This window comes from Streptomyces azureus, from assembly GCF_001270025.1.
In the GTDB taxonomy this organism is placed as follows: Bacteria; Actinomycetota; Actinomycetes; order Streptomycetales; family Streptomycetaceae; genus Streptomyces; species Streptomyces azureus.
The window spans coordinates 1-15963 of the sequence record NZ_DF968283.1; the positions used below are offsets into that span (position 1 = coordinate 1).

Annotated in this window: 14 protein-coding genes and 1 tRNA gene; 5 read left to right on the forward strand and 10 right to left on the reverse strand. The window is 69.9% G+C overall.

Going from position 1 to position 15963, the window contains the following annotated elements; translation table 11 throughout:
* The coding region (locus AOQ53_RS17860; RefSeq protein WP_148640343.1) for an MFS transporter at positions 1 to 429 on the forward strand (429 nt) is incomplete at its 5' end.
* 71 nt (positions 430 to 500) lie between these two features.
* On the opposite strand, the gene AOQ53_RS17865 is transcribed toward AOQ53_RS17860, so the two are convergent.
* Positions 501 to 585 (reverse strand) — tRNA-Leu (locus tag AOQ53_RS17865).
* A gap of 180 nt (positions 586 to 765) precedes the next feature.
* On the opposite strand from AOQ53_RS17865, the gene AOQ53_RS17870 reads away from it, so the two are divergent.
* The gene (locus tag AOQ53_RS17870; protein ID WP_059418469.1) at positions 766 to 1191 is read left to right on the forward strand and encodes a PAS domain S-box protein; all 426 of its coding nucleotides are present in this window, start codon (positions 766 to 768) and stop codon (positions 1189 to 1191) included.
* 64 nt (positions 1192 to 1255) lie between these two features.
* Here the strand turns inward: AOQ53_RS17870 and frc are convergent, their stop codons facing one another.
* Positions 1256 to 2512: a formyl-CoA transferase gene (gene frc, locus AOQ53_RS17875; RefSeq protein WP_059418472.1), complete on the reverse strand. Its 1257-nt coding sequence runs from the start codon at positions 2510 to 2512 to the stop codon at positions 1256 to 1258.
* A gap of 60 nt (positions 2513 to 2572) precedes the next feature.
* A complete protein-coding gene (gene oxc / locus AOQ53_RS17880; protein WP_059418473.1) occupies positions 2573 to 4321 on the reverse strand; it encodes an oxalyl-CoA decarboxylase in 1749 nt (582 codons plus the stop codon).
* Positions 4322 to 4577: 256 nt separating this feature from the next.
* On the opposite strand from oxc, the gene AOQ53_RS17885 reads away from it, so the two are divergent.
* Positions 4578 to 6161, forward strand: a complete 1584-nt coding sequence (locus tag AOQ53_RS17885) for a FadD7 family fatty acid--CoA ligase (protein ID WP_059418475.1) — start codon at positions 4578 to 4580, stop codon at positions 6159 to 6161.
* Positions 6162 to 6170: 9 nt separating this feature from the next.
* Here AOQ53_RS17885 and AOQ53_RS17890 read toward each other — a convergent pair whose 3' ends face one another.
* From AOQ53_RS17890 to AOQ53_RS17910, 5 genes are all read right to left on the reverse strand, one after another.
* Positions 6171 to 7109: a LysR family transcriptional regulator gene (locus AOQ53_RS17890; protein WP_059418477.1), complete on the reverse strand. Its 939-nt coding sequence runs from the start codon at positions 7107 to 7109 to the stop codon at positions 6171 to 6173.
* A 137-nt stretch (positions 7110 to 7246) separates the two neighbouring features.
* Entirely contained in the window at positions 7247 to 7459 is a 213-nt protein-coding gene (locus AOQ53_RS17895) for a formate dehydrogenase subunit delta (RefSeq protein ID WP_059418479.1), read from the reverse strand.
* 1 nt (position 7460) lies between these two features.
* Positions 7461 to 10277: a formate dehydrogenase subunit alpha gene (gene fdhF / locus AOQ53_RS17900; protein ID WP_059418480.1), complete on the reverse strand. Its 2817-nt coding sequence runs from the start codon at positions 10275 to 10277 to the stop codon at positions 7461 to 7463.
* Complete coding sequence (locus AOQ53_RS17905; RefSeq protein WP_059418482.1) at positions 10274 to 11875, reverse strand: formate dehydrogenase beta subunit; 1602 nt, start codon at positions 11873 to 11875, stop codon at positions 10274 to 10276. The genes fdhF and AOQ53_RS17905 overlap by 4 nt, the downstream gene beginning before the upstream one ends.
* Positions 11872 to 12351: a formate dehydrogenase subunit gamma gene (locus tag AOQ53_RS17910; protein ID WP_059418484.1), complete on the reverse strand. Its 480-nt coding sequence runs from the start codon at positions 12349 to 12351 to the stop codon at positions 11872 to 11874. Before AOQ53_RS17910 ends, AOQ53_RS17905 begins: the two co-directional genes overlap by 4 nt.
* A gap of 234 nt (positions 12352 to 12585) precedes the next feature.
* On the opposite strand from AOQ53_RS17910, the gene AOQ53_RS17915 reads away from it, so the two are divergent.
* Positions 12586 to 13275 carry a GntR family transcriptional regulator gene (locus tag AOQ53_RS17915; RefSeq protein ID WP_059418486.1) on the forward strand — a complete coding sequence of 230 codons (690 nt, stop codon included), beginning with the start codon at positions 12586 to 12588 and terminating at the stop codon, positions 13273 to 13275.
* Between the two features lie 20 nt (positions 13276 to 13295).
* Here AOQ53_RS17915 and AOQ53_RS17920 read toward each other — a convergent pair whose 3' ends face one another.
* Entirely contained in the window at positions 13296 to 14132 is an 837-nt protein-coding gene (locus tag AOQ53_RS17920; protein WP_059418488.1) for an acyl-CoA dehydrogenase family protein, read from the reverse strand.
* A gap of 211 nt (positions 14133 to 14343) precedes the next feature.
* Here AOQ53_RS17920 and AOQ53_RS17925 point away from each other — a divergent pair, with 211 nt between their 5' ends.
* Positions 14344 to 15036 (forward strand): GntR family transcriptional regulator, encoded by a 693-nt coding sequence (locus AOQ53_RS17925; protein WP_059418490.1) that lies wholly within the window; start codon positions 14344 to 14346, stop codon positions 15034 to 15036.
* A 185-nt stretch (positions 15037 to 15221) separates the two neighbouring features.
* Here AOQ53_RS17925 and AOQ53_RS17930 read toward each other — a convergent pair whose 3' ends face one another.
* Positions 15222 to 15773 (reverse strand): beta-class carbonic anhydrase, encoded by a 552-nt coding sequence (locus AOQ53_RS17930; RefSeq protein WP_059418492.1) that lies wholly within the window; start codon positions 15771 to 15773, stop codon positions 15222 to 15224.
* Positions 15774 to 15963: the final 190 nt, after the last annotated feature.

Sequence of the window (15963 nt, forward strand, 5' to 3'; positions counted from 1 at the left end):
CTGATGGTGTACGGCGTCGGACTGGTCGTCGGGAACCTGGCCGGCGGGCGCGCGGCCGACCGCGACCGTGACCGTGCCCTGGTCCTCGCCCTGCTCGCGCTCACCCTCACCCTGGCCCTGTTCGGGCTGCTGGCCGGCAACGCGACCGCCTCGGTCGTCCTGGTGTTCGTGATGGGCGTGACCGGGTTCGCCAGTGTGCCCGGGATGATCACGCGGGTCACCGACTACGCGCACGGAGCGGCACTGGCCGCCAGCGCCAACGTGTCCGCGTCCAACGTCGGCAACGCCCTCGGCGCCTGGCTCGGAGGTCTGGCCATCACCGCGAGCCTCGGCTACACGTCACCGCTCTACGTCGGCGCCGGCATCGCCCTGTTGTCCACAGTGGTCATGGTGATCGCCGCCCGGCTCGCGAGACAGCACTCAGTGTGACGAGCCAGGCGCGGGACACAGATGAGGTGCCGACCAGAACCGGTCGGCACCTCATGTGCGGCTGAAGCAAGTGTCCGAGGGGGGACTTGAACCCCCACGCCCGATAAAGGGCACTAGCACCTCAAGCTAGCGCGTCTGCCATTCCGCCACCCGGACCAGGTGTCTGCCGCCTTGCCGGGGTGCTCCCCGAGGCGGCACGCACAACAATACCAAGCTTTCGGAGTGCCTTTCACCTGCGTTTCCCTCGTCCGGACGGCCGCATGGGGGACCCCAGCGCATTCTGTATACGATTAATCTGTATACTGTTGTCACCGATGACTCCTGCTCGGAGGCGACATGGAAGATCTGGATTCCGCGGTGGTGCTGGGCATGGCGGCCCAGGCGCCCGACGGCATAGTGATCATTGACGGCGAAGGACTGATCCGCTACTGGAACCGGGGTGCGGAACGCATCTTCGGGTTCGCGGCGGACGACGTGGACGGCCGCAGTCTGGACGTCATCATCCCCGAGAAGCACCGCAAGCGTCACTGGGACGGCTTCCAGGAGGCCATGGACCGGGGGTCCAGCAAGTACGGGGAGGCGGACCTGCTGAACGTCCCCGCGCTGGCCGCGGACGGCCGCAAGCTGTCCATCGAGTTCAGCGTGGTGCTGCTGCCGGCCCCCGACGGCAGCACGTATTGCGGGGCGGTCATCCGGGACGTCACCGCGCGGCGCGAGCGGGAGCGGGAGCTGATGCGGCGGCGGGCCGAGGCGACGGTCTGAGCCTCGCCGACGACATGCGGAAGCGGCCGTGGCCTTCGGGCCACGGCCGCTTCCGCGTGAAGGGTCAGACGATGACGCCGCTCTCCTTCAGCCGGCCGATGGTCTCCTCGTCGTAGCCCAGTTCGACCAGGACCTCGGAGCTGTGCTCGCCCAGCAGCGGGGCACCGACGACCTCGGGCTTGAAGGAGGAGAACTTCACCGGGCTGCCGACGGTCAGGTACGTCCCACGGCCCTTCTGCTCGACCTCGACGACCGTGCCGCTCTTGCGCAGGTCCTCGTCGTAGGCGATCTCCTTCATGCTCATCACCGGGGCGCAGGGCACCTCCCACTCACGCAGGATGTCCACCGCCTCGTACTTGGTCTTGTCCGCGAGCCACTTCTCGATCTCCTCGAAGATCTCGAAGATGTGGTTCTGGCGGGCGCGCGCGGTCGCGTACTCCGGGTCCTCGGCCCACTCGGGGTGGCCGATCGCCTCGGCGGTGCGCTTCCAGTTCTGCTCCTGGATGGTGAAGTAGATGTAGGCGTTCGGGTCGGTCTCCCAGCCCTTGCACTTGAGCACCCAGCCGGGCTGGCCGCCGCCGCCCGCGTTGCCGCCGCGCGGCACCACGTCGGTGAACTCGCCGTTCGGGTACTGCGGGTACTCCTCCAGGTGGCCGACCCGCTCCAGGCGCTGCTGGTCGCGCAGCTTGACACGGCAGAGGTTGAGCACGGCGTCCTGCATGGAGACGGACACCTTCTGGCCCTTGCCGGTCTTGTTGCGGTCGATGATCGCGGTGAGGATGCCGATCGCCAGGTGCATACCGGTGTTGGTGTCACCGATGGCCGCGCCGGAGATGGTGGGCGGACCGTCCCAGAAGCCGGTGGTGGAGGCGGCGCCGCCCGCGCACTGGGCGACGTTCTCGTAGACCTTGAGGTCGTTCCAGGACGACTGGTCGTTGAAGCCCTTGACCGAGCCGAAGATCAGGCGCGGGTTGAGCTCCTGGATGCGCTCCCAGGAGAAGCCCATGCGGTCCAGGGCTCCCGGGGCGAAGTTCTCCACCAGGACGTCGGCTTCCGTGATGAGCTTCTCCAGGACCTCCTTGCCCTCGGCGGTCTTGGTGTTGATGGCGAGGGAGCGCTTGTTGCTGTTGAGCATGGTGAAGTAGAGCGCGTCCAGGTCCTCGATGTCCCGGAGCTGACGGCGCGTCACGTCGCCGCCGTTGGGACGCTCCACCTTCAGGACGTCGGCGCCGAACCAGGCGAGCATCTGCGTGCAGGCGGGACCGGCCTGGACGCCGGTGAAGTCGATCACCTTGATTCCGGCGAGCGGCTTTTCACTCATGTCTGCTTCCTTTTCGTGAACGTACGCGTACGGGGCGGGGGCTCGAGGTGAGGAGAAGGGTCACTTCTTCGCCGGCGTGATGTTGCCGACGGTGATGCCCTTGGGGTTGAGGTGTGAGATGTGGCCGCTCTCGGTGCCGGCCGAGGGGTCGATCACGCAGTCGATGAGCGCCGGGCCGCCCGAAGCCAGGGCCTCGGTGAGGGCGGCGGTGACCTCGGCAGGCGTGGTGGCGCGGTAGCCCTTGCCGCCGAACGCCTCGATCAGCAGGTCGTGGCGGGCCGCCGACATGAGCGTCGTGGGCGCGGGGGCGTCGTCGTACGGGTTGGTGTCGTCGCCCCGGTAGACACCGCCGTTGTTCATGATCACGGTGACCACGGGGAGCTTGTAACGGCAGATCGTCTCGATCTCGATGCCACTGAACCCGAAGGCGCTGTCGCCCTCGATGGCCACGACCGGGGCGCCGCTCTCGACGGCGGCGGCGATGGCGTAGCCCATGCCGATGCCCATGACGCCCCAGGTGCCGCTGTCGAGACGGTGACGGGGGACGTGCATGTCGATGACGTTGCGCGCGATGTCCAGGGCGTTGGCGCCCTCGTTGACGATGTACGTCTCCGGGTGCTGGTGCACGACGTCGCGTACGGCCTTCAGAGCGCCCATGAACTGCATGGGGTGCGGGTCGGCCTCCAGCCGCTTGGCCATCTTGGCGACGTTCTGCGCCGAGCGCTCCCCGAGCTCGTCCCGCCAGGCCGAAGGGGCCTGGATCTGGCCGGGCTTGGTGCGTTCGGCGAGCGCGTCGAGCACCGACTCGATGTCACCGACGAGCGGTGCGGAGATCGGCTGGTTGCTGTCCATCTCCTTGGGGTCGATGTCGATCTGGATGAACTTGGCATCGGGGTTCCACCCCGTCTGGCCATGGTTGAGCAACCAGTTGAGGCGGGCGCCGACGAGCATCACGACGTCGGCCTTCTTCAGCGCCATGGAACGGGCGGTGGCCGCCGACTGCGGGTGGTTGTCGGGCAGCAGGCCCTTCGCCATCGACATCGGTACGTACGGGATGCCGGTGGACTCGATGAACTCCCGCACTTTGGCGTCCGCCTGGGCATACGCGGCGCCCTTGCCGAGCACCACCAGCGGGCGCTCGGCGGAGGCCAGCAGCTCGATCGCCCGGTCCACGGCCTCCGGCGCGGGCAGCTGGCGCGGAGCGGGGTCGACGAGGCGGCTCAGCGTCTTGTCGCCCTCCGCCTTGGGCATGATGGCGCCGAGCACCGCGGCGGGGATGTCGAGGTAGACACCGCCGGGGCGCCCGGAGATCGCGGTGCGCAGGGCGCGGGCGATGCCGCGGCCGATGTCCTCGACGCGGCTGACCCGGTATGCGGCCTTCACGAAGGGCTGCGCGGCGGCGAGTTGGTCCATCTCCTCGTAGTCGCCCTGCTTGAGGTCGACGAGGTGGCGCTCGCTGGAGCCGGAGATCTGGACCATGGGGAAGCAGTTGGTGGTCGCGTTCGCCAGCGCGACCAGACCGTTGAGGAAGCCCGGTGCCGACACCGTCAGGGCCACGCCCGGCTTCTTGTTGAGGTAGCCGGCGATGGCCGCCGCGTGCCCGGCGTTGCTCTCGTGCCGGAAGCCGATGTAGCGGATGCCCTGCGCCTGGGCGAGGCGGGCCAGGTCGGTGATCGGGATGCCGACCACCCCGTAGATGGTGTCGACGTCGTTCATTTTGAGCGCGTCGACGACCAGGTGGTACCCGTCGGTGAGCTCGGTCGGAACGTCGGCTGCTGCCGCGGTCTCCATAGTCGAGGGGGCGGTCATGGTCCGAGGTCCTCCTTGGGCAGGTCCTGCCGGAGCGGCTACTCCTCTCACCATCCGCAGGGCGCCCGTCCGCGTCCAAGACCCATCGGCGACCAGCCGATAAACAGCATCTATCGAGGGCTGGTGGAGGCCTCGCCAGCTCTCTTGATAGACGGCCGCTATCGGCCGTTCGCCAGTACGTATTGGACGCTCGCCGCAGGCCACCGCAGGCTCGCAGAGGACTGCTTCATCGAACCTGGCGCGAGGGGGTGGGGTCATGGCCGTTCCGGCCGCGGCGTCCGTGCGCGATGCGAACCGGTACCGGCCTCCGAGCGTCACGGGTCTCGTCGACCTCATCGACCGGCAGGTGCGTGAACGCCCGTACGCCCGGGCGCTGGTCGTCACCGGGGACCGGGTGCACCTGTCCTACCGGGGCCTCAGCGGCCTGGCCGACGACATGGCCGAACGGCTCGGCGACACCGGGCTGCGCCGCGGTGAGGCGATCGGTCTGATCGCCGCCAACACCGCCGAGTTCGTGGTCGCGTTGCTCGGCGCGGCGAGAGCCGGTCTGGTGGTCGCCCCGCTGGACCCTGCGCTGCCCTGGTCCGAACTCGCGGCACGGAGCGAGGCGTTGGGAGCGCGGGCGGTTCTTCTGGGAGCACCGGCCGTGGCAGGGGACCCGTTCCCCGTCCCGGTGTGGCCGCTGCGGGTGGACGTCTCCCGGGCCGGGACAGCGGCGGTCGAACTCGCGCCCGGTCCGCCTGTCGTGCCCCATGTCCGTGGTGCGGCAGACGAGTTGGCGGAGAACGACGCGCTCGTCCTGTTCACCGCCGGCACCAGCGACCGGCCGAAGATGGTCCCGCTCACCCAGGCCAACGTGGCCGCGTCCGTCCACTCCCTCTGCGCCACCTACGAGTTGGGGCCCGATGACGCGACGGTCGCGGTGATGCCGTTCTTCCACGGCCACGGACTGTTCGCGGCGCTGCTGGCGTCCCTGGCCAGCGGAGGCTGCGTCCTGCTGCCCGAGCGGGGACGGTTCTCGGCGGGCACGTTCTGGGACGACGTGCGTGCCGCGGCCGCCACCTGGTTCACCGCGGCTCCGGCCATCCACGAGATCCTCCTGGACCGGTCGGAGCGGGAGTACCCGGGCACGCAGGCACCGCCCCTGAAGTTCGTCCGCAGCAGCAGCGCTCCCCTCAACCCGGCGACGCAGCGGGCGCTGGAACGCACGCTGGGCGTGCCTGTGCTGTCCGCGTACGGGATGACCGAGTCCTCGCACCAGGCGGCCAGCGAACCGCTGCCCGGGCGGGGGCTGCTGAAGCACGGGGCGGTGGGACGGCCGACCGGGGTAGAGGTCCGGGTCGTCGACCGGAGCGGGCGGACGTGCCCGGCGGGCGTCGAGGGTGAGGTGTGGGTGCACGGGCCCACCGTCGCCCGGGGCTATCTCGGCGACCGGGAGGGGACGTCGTACACCTTCGTCGACGGGTGGCTGCGCACCGGTGATCTGGGAACGCTGGACGCCGACGGGTATCTGTCGCTGACCGGGCGGATCAAGAACCTGATCAACCGTGGCGGCGAGAAGATCTCGCCTGAGCATGTCGAGGACATCCTCGCCGGCTGCCCGGGTGTCGCCGAGGTGGCCGTGTTCGCCGTGCCCGACGCGGTGTACGGGCAGCGGGTGGGCGCCGCGGTGGTGGTGCGCGAGGGCGAGACCGTCGAGCGCGAGGAGATCCTGCGGTACGGCCGTGACCGGCTTGCCGCGTTCGAGGTGCCCGACCGGATCGAGCTGGTCGCCGCTCTGCCGTACACCGCCAAGGGGGCTCTGGACCGGAAGGCCGTCCAGGCCCGGTACGCGCCGTGACAGGGGCGTTCAGGAGGTGAGCACGCGGTGCTCGGCCGGGAGCGGCCGGGCGAAGAAGTCGTCCAGGGACAGGCCCGTCGCCGCGTTGACGAACGCCCGGGCCGCGACCGAGCCGGGGGTGGCGGCGTGGATCGCCACCGAGACCTGGGCGCCGGCCTCCGGCTCCACCAGGGGCAGCGCCCTCGTACGGCCGATCACCGGCATCGCGCGCAGCCACGTGTGCGGCACGATGCTGGCCCACCCGCCGCCGCCGACATGGGCGTAGAGGGAGGCGATCGAGTCCGTCTCCACCTGGGGGGTCACGACGAACCCCTTCTCCGCGAAGACCGTGTCGGCGATCTGGCGGATCCGCATGTCGGGCGTCAGCAGCGCGAGCGGCAGCTGGGCGGCGTCCGCCCAGGTCACGGTGGTGGACTGGGCCACCGGCTGGTCCTCCGACACCAGCAGCATGTACCGCTCCTGGTACAGGGGGACGACCTGCAAGCCCTCTTGGTCGTCCGGGTCGAAGTGGGCGATGGCCACGTCCAGTTCGTAGTCGCGCAGCTGGCGGTGGAGTTCCTTCGTCGACAGCCGGGAGCGGACCTGCACCTTGGCGAGCGGGTGCGCCGCGCAGAAGGCGGCCACGGGTAGCGCCAGGGTCGTGGACGCCGTGGGGTCCGTGCCGAGCCGGAGCGTCCCGGTGATGCCGGACTGCACGGCGGCCACCTCGGCCTTGAAGGCGTCCTGTTCGGCGAGGATCCGCTTGGCCCAGACGACGAGCCGTTCGCCCTCCGGGGTGAGGCCCTGGTAGTTGTGCCCGCGGTTGATGAGCGTGACGTTCAGCTCCCGCTCCAGTTTGGCGATCGCCGCCGAGAGCGCGGGCTGGGAGACGTAGCAGGACTCCGCCGCGCGGGCGAAGTGCCGTTCCCTCGCCACCGCCACGAAATACTCCAGCTGCCGGAACAGCATGAACGACTCCTCCCTGTCCGGGGCCGCGTCCCACCTGCTCCATACTGTATGCAGTATGGCGGTGATGTACAGGGGTGGCAACCCTGTTGATCTCCCCGCGTGCCCGGATCGCCACCCCTCGCATCGCCGGGCGCGGGTCAGCGCAGGAGCTTCACCGCGGCCACCACGAGCGGGTCCAGCCCGTCCGCCCCGGCGTCGACGAACGCGTGGAGCCGGGCGCGCATCCGCGGGTCCCAGAACCTGCCGATGTGTCCGGCGACCGCCTCGGCGGCCTCCTCCCCCGGCAGGTGTCCGAGGTTCCTCGCGATGTCGTTCGCCATCCTGAGTTCCGACGGCACGGTCGCTGTCATCTCAGTCCACCACCGTCACGAGGTCGTTCTCGGTGACGTCCGTGTCGGTGTGCCGGTCGGGGCGCGCGAGCGCCACCTGTACGGCGGTCACCTTGTACTCCGGGCAGTTGGTCGCCCAGTCGGAGTTCTCCGTGGTCACCACGTTGGCGCCGGTGACGGGATGGTGGAACGTGGTGTACACGACCCCGGTCGGCATGCGGTCGGAGATCTCCGCGCGCAGGGTGGTCTGCCCGACGCGGCTGGCCAGGGTGACCATGTCACCGTCGTTGATGCCGCGGACCTCGGCGTCGTGCGGGTGGAGTTCCAGGACGTCCTCGGGATGCCAGGCGACGTTGCCGGTTCGGCGGGTCTGCGCGCCGACGTTGTACTGGCTGAGGATGCGGCCCGTGGTGAGGACCAGCGGGAAGCGCCGGGTGCTGCGCTCGGCCGTGGGCACGTAGGCGGTGACCACGAACTTGCCCTTGCCTCGCACGAATTCGTCCACGTGCATGATGGGCGTGCCCTCCGGCGCCTGCTCGTTGCACGGCCACTGGACGCTGCCGAGCTTGTCCAGCAACTCGAAGGAGACCCCGGTGAACGTCGGGGTGACCGAGGCGATCTCGTCCATGATCCGGCTCGGATGGTCGTACGCCATCGGGTAGCCCATGGCGGTGGCGATCTCGCTGACGATCTGCCACTCGTGCTTGCCCGTCTTCGGCTTCATCACCGCGCGCACCCGGTTGATCCGGCGTTCGGCGTTGGTGAAGGTGCCGTCCTTCTCCAGGAAGGACGCCCCGGGCAGGAAGACGTGCGCGAACTTGGCGGTCTCGTTGAGGAACAGGTCCTGGACCACGACGAGTTCCATCGCTTCGAGCGCGGCGGTGACGTGCTGGAGGTTGGGGTCGGACTGGGCGATGTCCTCGCCGTGCACGAAGAGGCCCTTGAAGGTGCCGTCGATCGCCGCGTCGAACATGTTGGGGATGCGAAGGCCCGGTTCGGCGAGGAGAGTTCCGCCCCAGAGGTTCTCGAAGACCGTGCGGACGGCGTCGTCGGAGACGTGCCGGTAGCCGGGCAGTTCGTGCGGAAAGGAGCCCATGTCGCAGGAACCCTGCACGTTGTTCTGGCCGCGCAACGGGTTCACGCCGACGCCGTCCCGGCCGATGTTGCCGCACGCCATCGCGAGATTGGCCATCCCCATGACCATCGTCGAGCCCTGGCTGTGCTCGGTGACGCCGAGGCCGTAGTAGATGGCCCCGTTGGGCGCCTCGGCGTACAGCCGTGCGGCGGCCCGGAGTTCGCCGGCCGGCACGCCGGTGATCTCCTCGACCGCCTCCGGGCTGTTCTCCGGGCGGGCGATGAACTCGGCCCAGTCGTCGAAGCCTTCGCACCTGGCGTCCACGAACGACCGGTCGACCAGGCCCTCGGTGACGACCACGTGCGCCATGGCGTTGACGACGGCGACGTTGGTGCTGGGCCTGAGCTGGAGGTGGTGCTGGGCCTCGATGTGCGGCGAGCGCACCAGGTCGATACGGCGGGGGTCCACGACGATGAGCTTGGCGCCCTCGCGCAGCCGGCGCTTCATCCGGGAGGCGAACACCGGGTGCCCGTCGGTGGGGTTGGCGCCGATGACCACGATGACGTCGGACTGCGCGACCGAGCGGAAGTCCTGGGTGCCGGCGGACTCGCCGAAGGTCTGCTTGAGTCCGTATCCCGTCGGGGAGTGGCAGACCCGGGCGCAGGTGTCGACGTTGTTGTTGCCGAAGGCCGCGCGGACCATCTTCTGTACGACGTAGACCTCCTCGTTGGTGCAACGCGAGGAGGTGATGGCGCCGACCGCGCTGGAGCCGTACCGGTCCTGGATCTCACGCATGCGGCGGGCGACCGTGCCGATCGCCTCGTCCCACTCGACCTCGCGCCAGGGGTCGGTGATCCTGTCGCGGACCATGGGCTTGAGTTGCCGGTCGGGGTGGGTGGCGTAGCCGAAGGCGAAGCGGCCCTTCACGCAGGAGTGGCCCTCGTTCGCGCCGCCGTCCTTGTAGGGCACCATGCGCACCAGCTCGTCGCCGCGCAGTTCGGCCTTGAAGGAGCAGCCCACACCGCAGTACGCGCAGGTCGTGACAACCGACCTGGTGGGCATGCCGAGTTCCACGACCGAGCGCTCCTGGAGCGTCGACGTCGGGCAGGCCTGGACGCAGGCCCCGCAGGAGACGCACTCGGAGTCCATGAAGGTCTCTCCGGCGCCCGGCGAGACCTTGGAGTCGAAGCCGCGGCCCTCGATGGTGAGCGCGAAGGTGCCCTGCACCTCACCGCACGCCCGGACGCAGCGGGAGCAGGCGATGCACTTGGAGGGATCGAAGTCGAAGTAGGGGTTGGACGTGTCCTTCTCGGCGTCGAGGTGGTTCTCGCCCTCGTAGCCGTAGCGGACCTGCCTCAGACCCACCACGCCGGCCATGTCCTGCAGTTCGCAGTCGCCGTTGGCCGGGCAGGTGAGGCAGTCGAGCGGGTGGTCGGAGATGTAGAGCTCCATGACGCCCTGGCGGAGCTTTGCCACCTTCGGCGTCTGGGTGCTCACCTTCATGCCGTCGGCGCACGGCGTGGTGCAGGACGCCGGGGTGCCGCGCCGACCGTCGATCTCCACCACACACAGGCGGCAGGAGCCGAATGCCTCCAGGCTGTCGGTGGCGCACAACTTGGGGATGTCGACACCGGCCTGTGCGGCGGCGCGCATCACAGAGGTTCCCTCCGGGACGGCGACCGGCATGCCGTCGATCTCCACCGACACCGTCGCCGGGCCGGGCCGCCCGGGGGTTCCGAAGTCTGGTTCCTTGAGCAGGCTCATGCCGTGCCCTCCGTCGCTCGTACGGGGTGGATCTCCAGCAGCCGACGGCCGCCGAGGAAGTCGTCGGGGAAGTGAGCGAGGGCGCTGCGGACGGGCATAGGCGTCAGCCCGCCCATCGCGCACAACGAGCCTTCGGTCATCAGGTCGCACAGGTCTTCCAGCAGGGCCAGGTTCTCGTCCCGGTGCGCGCCGGCCACGATCTTGTCGATCACCTCGACGCCCCGCACCGAACCGACCCGGCAGGGTGTGCACTTGCCGCAGGACTCCTCGGCACAGAACTCCATCGCGAAGCGGGCCTGGGCGGCCATGTCGACGGTGTCGTCGAAGACGACGACGCCGCCGTGCCCGAGCATCGCGCCGGCCTCGGCGAACGCCTCGTAGTCCATCGGCAGGTCGAACAGGGACGTCGGCAGATAGGCGCCGAGCGGGCCGCCGACCTGCACCGTGCGCACCGGGCGTCCGGTGTGGGTCCCGCCGCCGTACTCCTCGACGAGTTCGCGCAGGGTGATACCGAAGGCGGTCTCCACGATGCCGCCGCGGGCGATGTTGCCGCCGAGCTGGAAGACCTGGGTGCCGCGCGAGCGGCCGACGCCGAGGTCCTGGTAGGCCTTCGCGCCGTGGGCCAGGACCATGGGCACGGTGGTCAGGGTGAGGACGTTGTTCACCACGGTCGGTTTGCCGAACAGGCCCTCGATCGCGGGGATCGGTGGTTTCGCGCGGACCATGCCCCGCTTGCCCTCCAGGCTCTCCAGCATGGAGGTCTCCTCGCCGCAGATGTACGCGCCGGCGCCGACGCGGACGTGCAGGTCGAAGTCGAGCGAGGAGCCGAGGACGCCCTTGCCGAGCCAGCCGTGCTCGCGGGCGATGCCGATCGCCCGGCGCATCGTGGCCACGGCGTCGGGGTATTCGGAGCGGATGTATATGTAGCCCTCGCTTGCGCCGACCGCGTGCGCGGCGATGGTCATGCCTTCGATGAGCAGGAACGGGTCGCCCTCCATGACCATGCGGTCGGCGAAGGTGCCGCTGTCTCCCTCGTCGGCGTTGCAGCAGACGAACTTCAGCTCGTCGGCGCAGTCGAGCACCGTCTTCCACTTGATGCCGGCCGGGAATCCGGCGCCGCCTCGGCCGCGCAGCCCGGAGGCGGTGACCTCGGCGACGACGTCGGCGGGGGCCAGCTCCAACGCGGCCCGTAGCCCGGCGAGGCCGCCGTGCTCGACGTAGTCCTTCGTCGACAGGGGGTCGGTGACCCCGACCCTGGCGAAGGTGACGCGGTTCTGGCGGGCGAGCCACGGCAGTTCGTCCACGATGCCGAGCCGCAGCGGATGGTCCGCCCCGTCGAGCATGCCGGCGGCGAGGAGTCCCGCCACGTCCTCGGGGGCCACCGGGCCGTAGCCGAGGCGTCCTTGCGGGGTCACGACCTCGACGAGCGGCTCCAGCCAGAGCATGCCGCGCGATCCGTTGCGTATGACGTCGATGTCGAAGTCGCCGCGGGCGGCGGCGTCTTGGAGCGCCTGGGCGACCTCGTCCGCGCCGACGGACCTGGCCGCCGAGTCGCGGGGAACGTAGACCGTGGCCGCGGAGTGCGAGGAGTTGTTCATGAGGAGACCGTCCCGTTGAGGATCGAGCTCAGTCGGGCGGGGCCGACTCGTCCGTACAGCCGGCCGTTCGCCTCCACCGACGGGCCGAGGGCACAGTTGCCGAGACAGAAGACCTGCTCGACGGTGACCGAGCCGTCGGCCGTCGTCTCCCCCAAGGTCAGTCCGGACTCACGGGCGTGGCGCACCAGGCTGTCGGCACCCAGGGCCTGGCAGGCCTCGGCGCGGCAGATGCGTACGGTGGTGCGTCCCGCGGGCTCACGGCGGAAGTCGTGGTAGAAGGTCACCACCCCGTGGACGTCCGCCCGGGAGAGGTTGAGTTCCTCGGCGAGCACCGGGATCGCCTCCTGCGGCACATGGCCCAACTCGGCCTGTACGGCGTGCAGTACGGGCAGCAGCGCGCCGCGCTGGTCCCGGTGACGGGCCACCACCCCCCGGACCACGCTCTCGACCGACACATCACTCCCGCTGGTCGTCATGATCGCTTCGCCTTCCGTCACACGGGTCCCCGGCGAGGGTTGCAGGAGACTGAGACAATACCCCATACAGGCTTCTGTATACAGAACTCAATCGCAGAGATCGCTGCACCGCCAGAGGTGCGTCGCGTTGCATACAAAAACCTGTATGCTGGCATCGTCGTCGGCAACCCCCTCGACCGCATCCACTTGGCAGAGCCGCCGTCCTGCTGGCTCCGGCGGCAGAACGGGACAACCATGCGCGAGGCACTCACGGCCGCAGCGTCCCGGCGCGTCACCCGCCCGGCACCGCTGCGCCAGGCCGTGTACGACGCCCTGACCGAACTGATCATCAGCGGTTCCCTCAAGCCCGGCCAGCACCTGGTCGAGGCCGAACTCGCCGAACACCTCGGCGTCAGCCGACAGCCGGTCCGCGAGGCCCTCCAACGACTGCAGACCGCCGGCTGGGTCGACCTGCGGCCCGCCCAGGGCGCCTTCGTCCACTCCCCCACCGAGGAGGAGGCCGCCCAACTCCTCGGCGTCCGCGCGGTACTGGAGACCTACTCGGCCCAACTCGCCGCGCAGAACGCCAAGCCCGAGGACGTCGAGCGCCTCTGGGAGCTCCAGCAGGAGGGCGTCGACGCGCTCGCCGAGGGCGACGTCGAACGCCTGGTCGCGGCCAACACCGCCCTGCACGACTTCATCACCTCCGTGGCCGGCAACGCCGTCCTGGCCGAACTGATCGGCCAGGTGGGCCAGAAGGTGCGCTGGTACTACACACCCATCGCCAAGCCCCGCGGCAAGGATGCCTGGAACGAGCACAGCCAGCTCATCACGGCCATCGCCAAGGGCGACGCGGACCGGGCGGGCGAGATCATGCGCAGGCACACCGAGCGCACGACCGACTTCTACCGCCGGCAGCTCCCCGCCGGGACGAGTCAGGACTGACATCTCCGGCGCGGCGCGGTTCAGGACGAGGCGAGCGACTCGGCGGGGCGGCGAGCGACCCCGTGGGACATGTCGACGACCGGGGGACGCAGGACCCCGGTACCGGCGGCGGCCCGCAGTTCGAGCAGCCACGGCAGCACTCTGCGCAGCACGGTGTCGAGCCCGCCGCCGTCCCCGCCGAGCATCGCGTCGACGGGGACCAGGACCGGGTCGGCGAACACCGTGGACGTCGCGCTGCCGCGCGGCCCGGCACCCCCGGCCCGGGCCGGGACGAACAGGTCCGGGGCGTGCGCCGGAACCAGCCAGAGGCTCATCCCGTCCGGCACGGCGAGCGGCCGCGAGGACCAGACGTAACTGTCGGCCTCGCCCGCCGCGACCACCTGGTGCTTACGGGCCCGCAGCGCGACCACGTCGCCGGTGCGGGCGGCGACGGAGCGGGGCACGAGGAGCTGGGCCTCCAGCTCCTGTCCGCCGACGCCGCCCGCCGACTCCGCCCCCTCGACGTACCCCTCCGCCGTCTCCGCGAGGGCGAGGCTGCTGAGGTGCCGCCCGGCGGCGATCTCGCCGCGCACCCAGGGGCTGCCGTGCGACTCGATGACGGCGACCGCCGTGTAGTGGGACTGGAGCACGGCCGCCGTCGCCGGGCAGACGCGCGCGATCCGGGCCACCACCTCCACGGCTTCCGGCAGCCCCCGTCCACCACCACCGAACTCGGCGGAGACGGTGAGCCCCAGCAGCCCGGCGCGACCGAGGGCCGTCACGGAACCGCGGGGAAACCTGCCCTCGCCGCCGGTCACGCCGGCGGAGGGTTCGATGACGCTGGTCAGGACTTCTGAAAGAGCGGTGCGGTACGACACGGGGTGACCCCCTCGGGAGCGACTGCTGGTCCACCGTCGAGCGACGATTGCATACAGTATTCTGCATTCGCTAGCAGGACGCCAGAGGTGAGTCCGGGCGACTTTCGAAAGTCCCGCAACGCCGGTCCGAGCTTTACCGTCTATTGCATACTGAACTCAGTATCTCGTAGCCAATGTTTGGTCTCAGTAGTCGAACGAGGGAGAAGGGCCCATGCCCGACACGCCCACCGTGGCCGTCCGCAGCCCGATCACGCGGCCCGCCCCACTGCGCCAGGCGGTCTACGACGCCCTCACCGAACTGATCGTCAACGGCTCACTGAAACCCGGACAGCATCTCGTCGAGGCCGAACTCGCCGCAGACCTCGGCGTGAGCCGCCAGCCGATCCGCGAAGCGCTGCAACGGCTGCACACCGCGGGCTGGGTCGACCTGCGCCCCTCCCAGGGGGCATTCGTCCACTCCCCCACCGTGGAGGAGTGCACCCAGCTCCTGAGCGTCCGGGCCCTCCTCGAAACCCACTCCGCGCACGGCGCCGCCCGACACGCCACCCCCCGGGACGTCGCCCGGCTGTGGGAACTTCAGCAGACCGGTCTCGCCGCTCTCGCGGCCGGCGACGCCCGGGCCATCGTGGAGGCCAACGCCGCCCTGCACGGGCACATCACCGGGCTCTCCCGCAACGCGGTCCTCGCCGAACTCATCCCCCAGGTCGACCGACGTGTGCGCTGGTACTACATGCCCATCGCCACACCGCGCGGCAAGGACGCCTGGAACGAGCACGCCCGAATCATCGAGGCCATCGGCGAAGGCGCCCCCGACCGCGCCGAGGAGCTCATGCGCCGGCACACCCGGAACACCACCGACTTCTACTGCCGGCAGATCGCCGCGGTGGCCGGCCGGAGCGCCTGAACACTTACGACCTCGGGGGAAATAGGGAGTGGATCAAGGAGCGGCGTCTGGTGCGTGCGATCGCAAGGCGCCGGGATGTCCTCGTAGCGGAGCTACTAGGACATTTCGGCAACGCCGCGAGCGTGCGTGCCAGACGCCGCGACGCCGCTCACTTTTTCCCCCGAGGTCGTTAGGCCGGGAGGAGTTCAGGACCGCGGGTCGATCTCCCGCAGCAGCCCGGTGGTCACGTCGAAGACGAAGCCCCGTACGTCGTCGGTGTGGGGCAGGAACGGCGACGTGCGCACCCGCTGCATCGACTGCCGTACGTCCTGGTCGACGTCCCGGAACGCCTCCACCGCCCAGGCCGGACGCTGGCCGACCTCCATCTCCAGCTCGTGCCGGAAGTCCTCGGTCAGGGTCTGCAGTCCGCAGCCGGTGTGGTGGATGAGGACGACGCTACGGGTGCCGAGCGCGCGCTGACTGATCGTCAGGGAGCGGATCGTGTCGTCGGTGACCACACCGCCGGCGTTACGGACCGTGTGACAGTCGCCGAGTTCCAGGCCCAGTGCGGCGTGCAGGTCGATACGGGCGTCCATACAGGCCACGACGGCCACCCGCAGGACCGGCCGGGCTCCCATGCCCGGGTCGACGAATCCGGCGGCATAAGCGCGGTTGGCTTCCACGAGCCGGTCGATGACCGTGCCGGAGCCGGGGGCACTGCGGGCGGGCTGGGCGGTACGGGGTGCTGATGTCGACATGCTGGGCTACCTCACTCCGGTCGGGTTCGGACGGGAACCGTCCCGGGCGGTGCGGTCCGCATCTCGCCCGGGACGGAGTGGAAGCGGTGTCGGTCAGATCACTCCCTGCGTCTTCAGGAGCGGCAGCTCTTCGTGGGCGAGGCCGAGTTCGCCGATGAGGATTTCTTCGGTGTGCTGGCCGAGGAGGGGT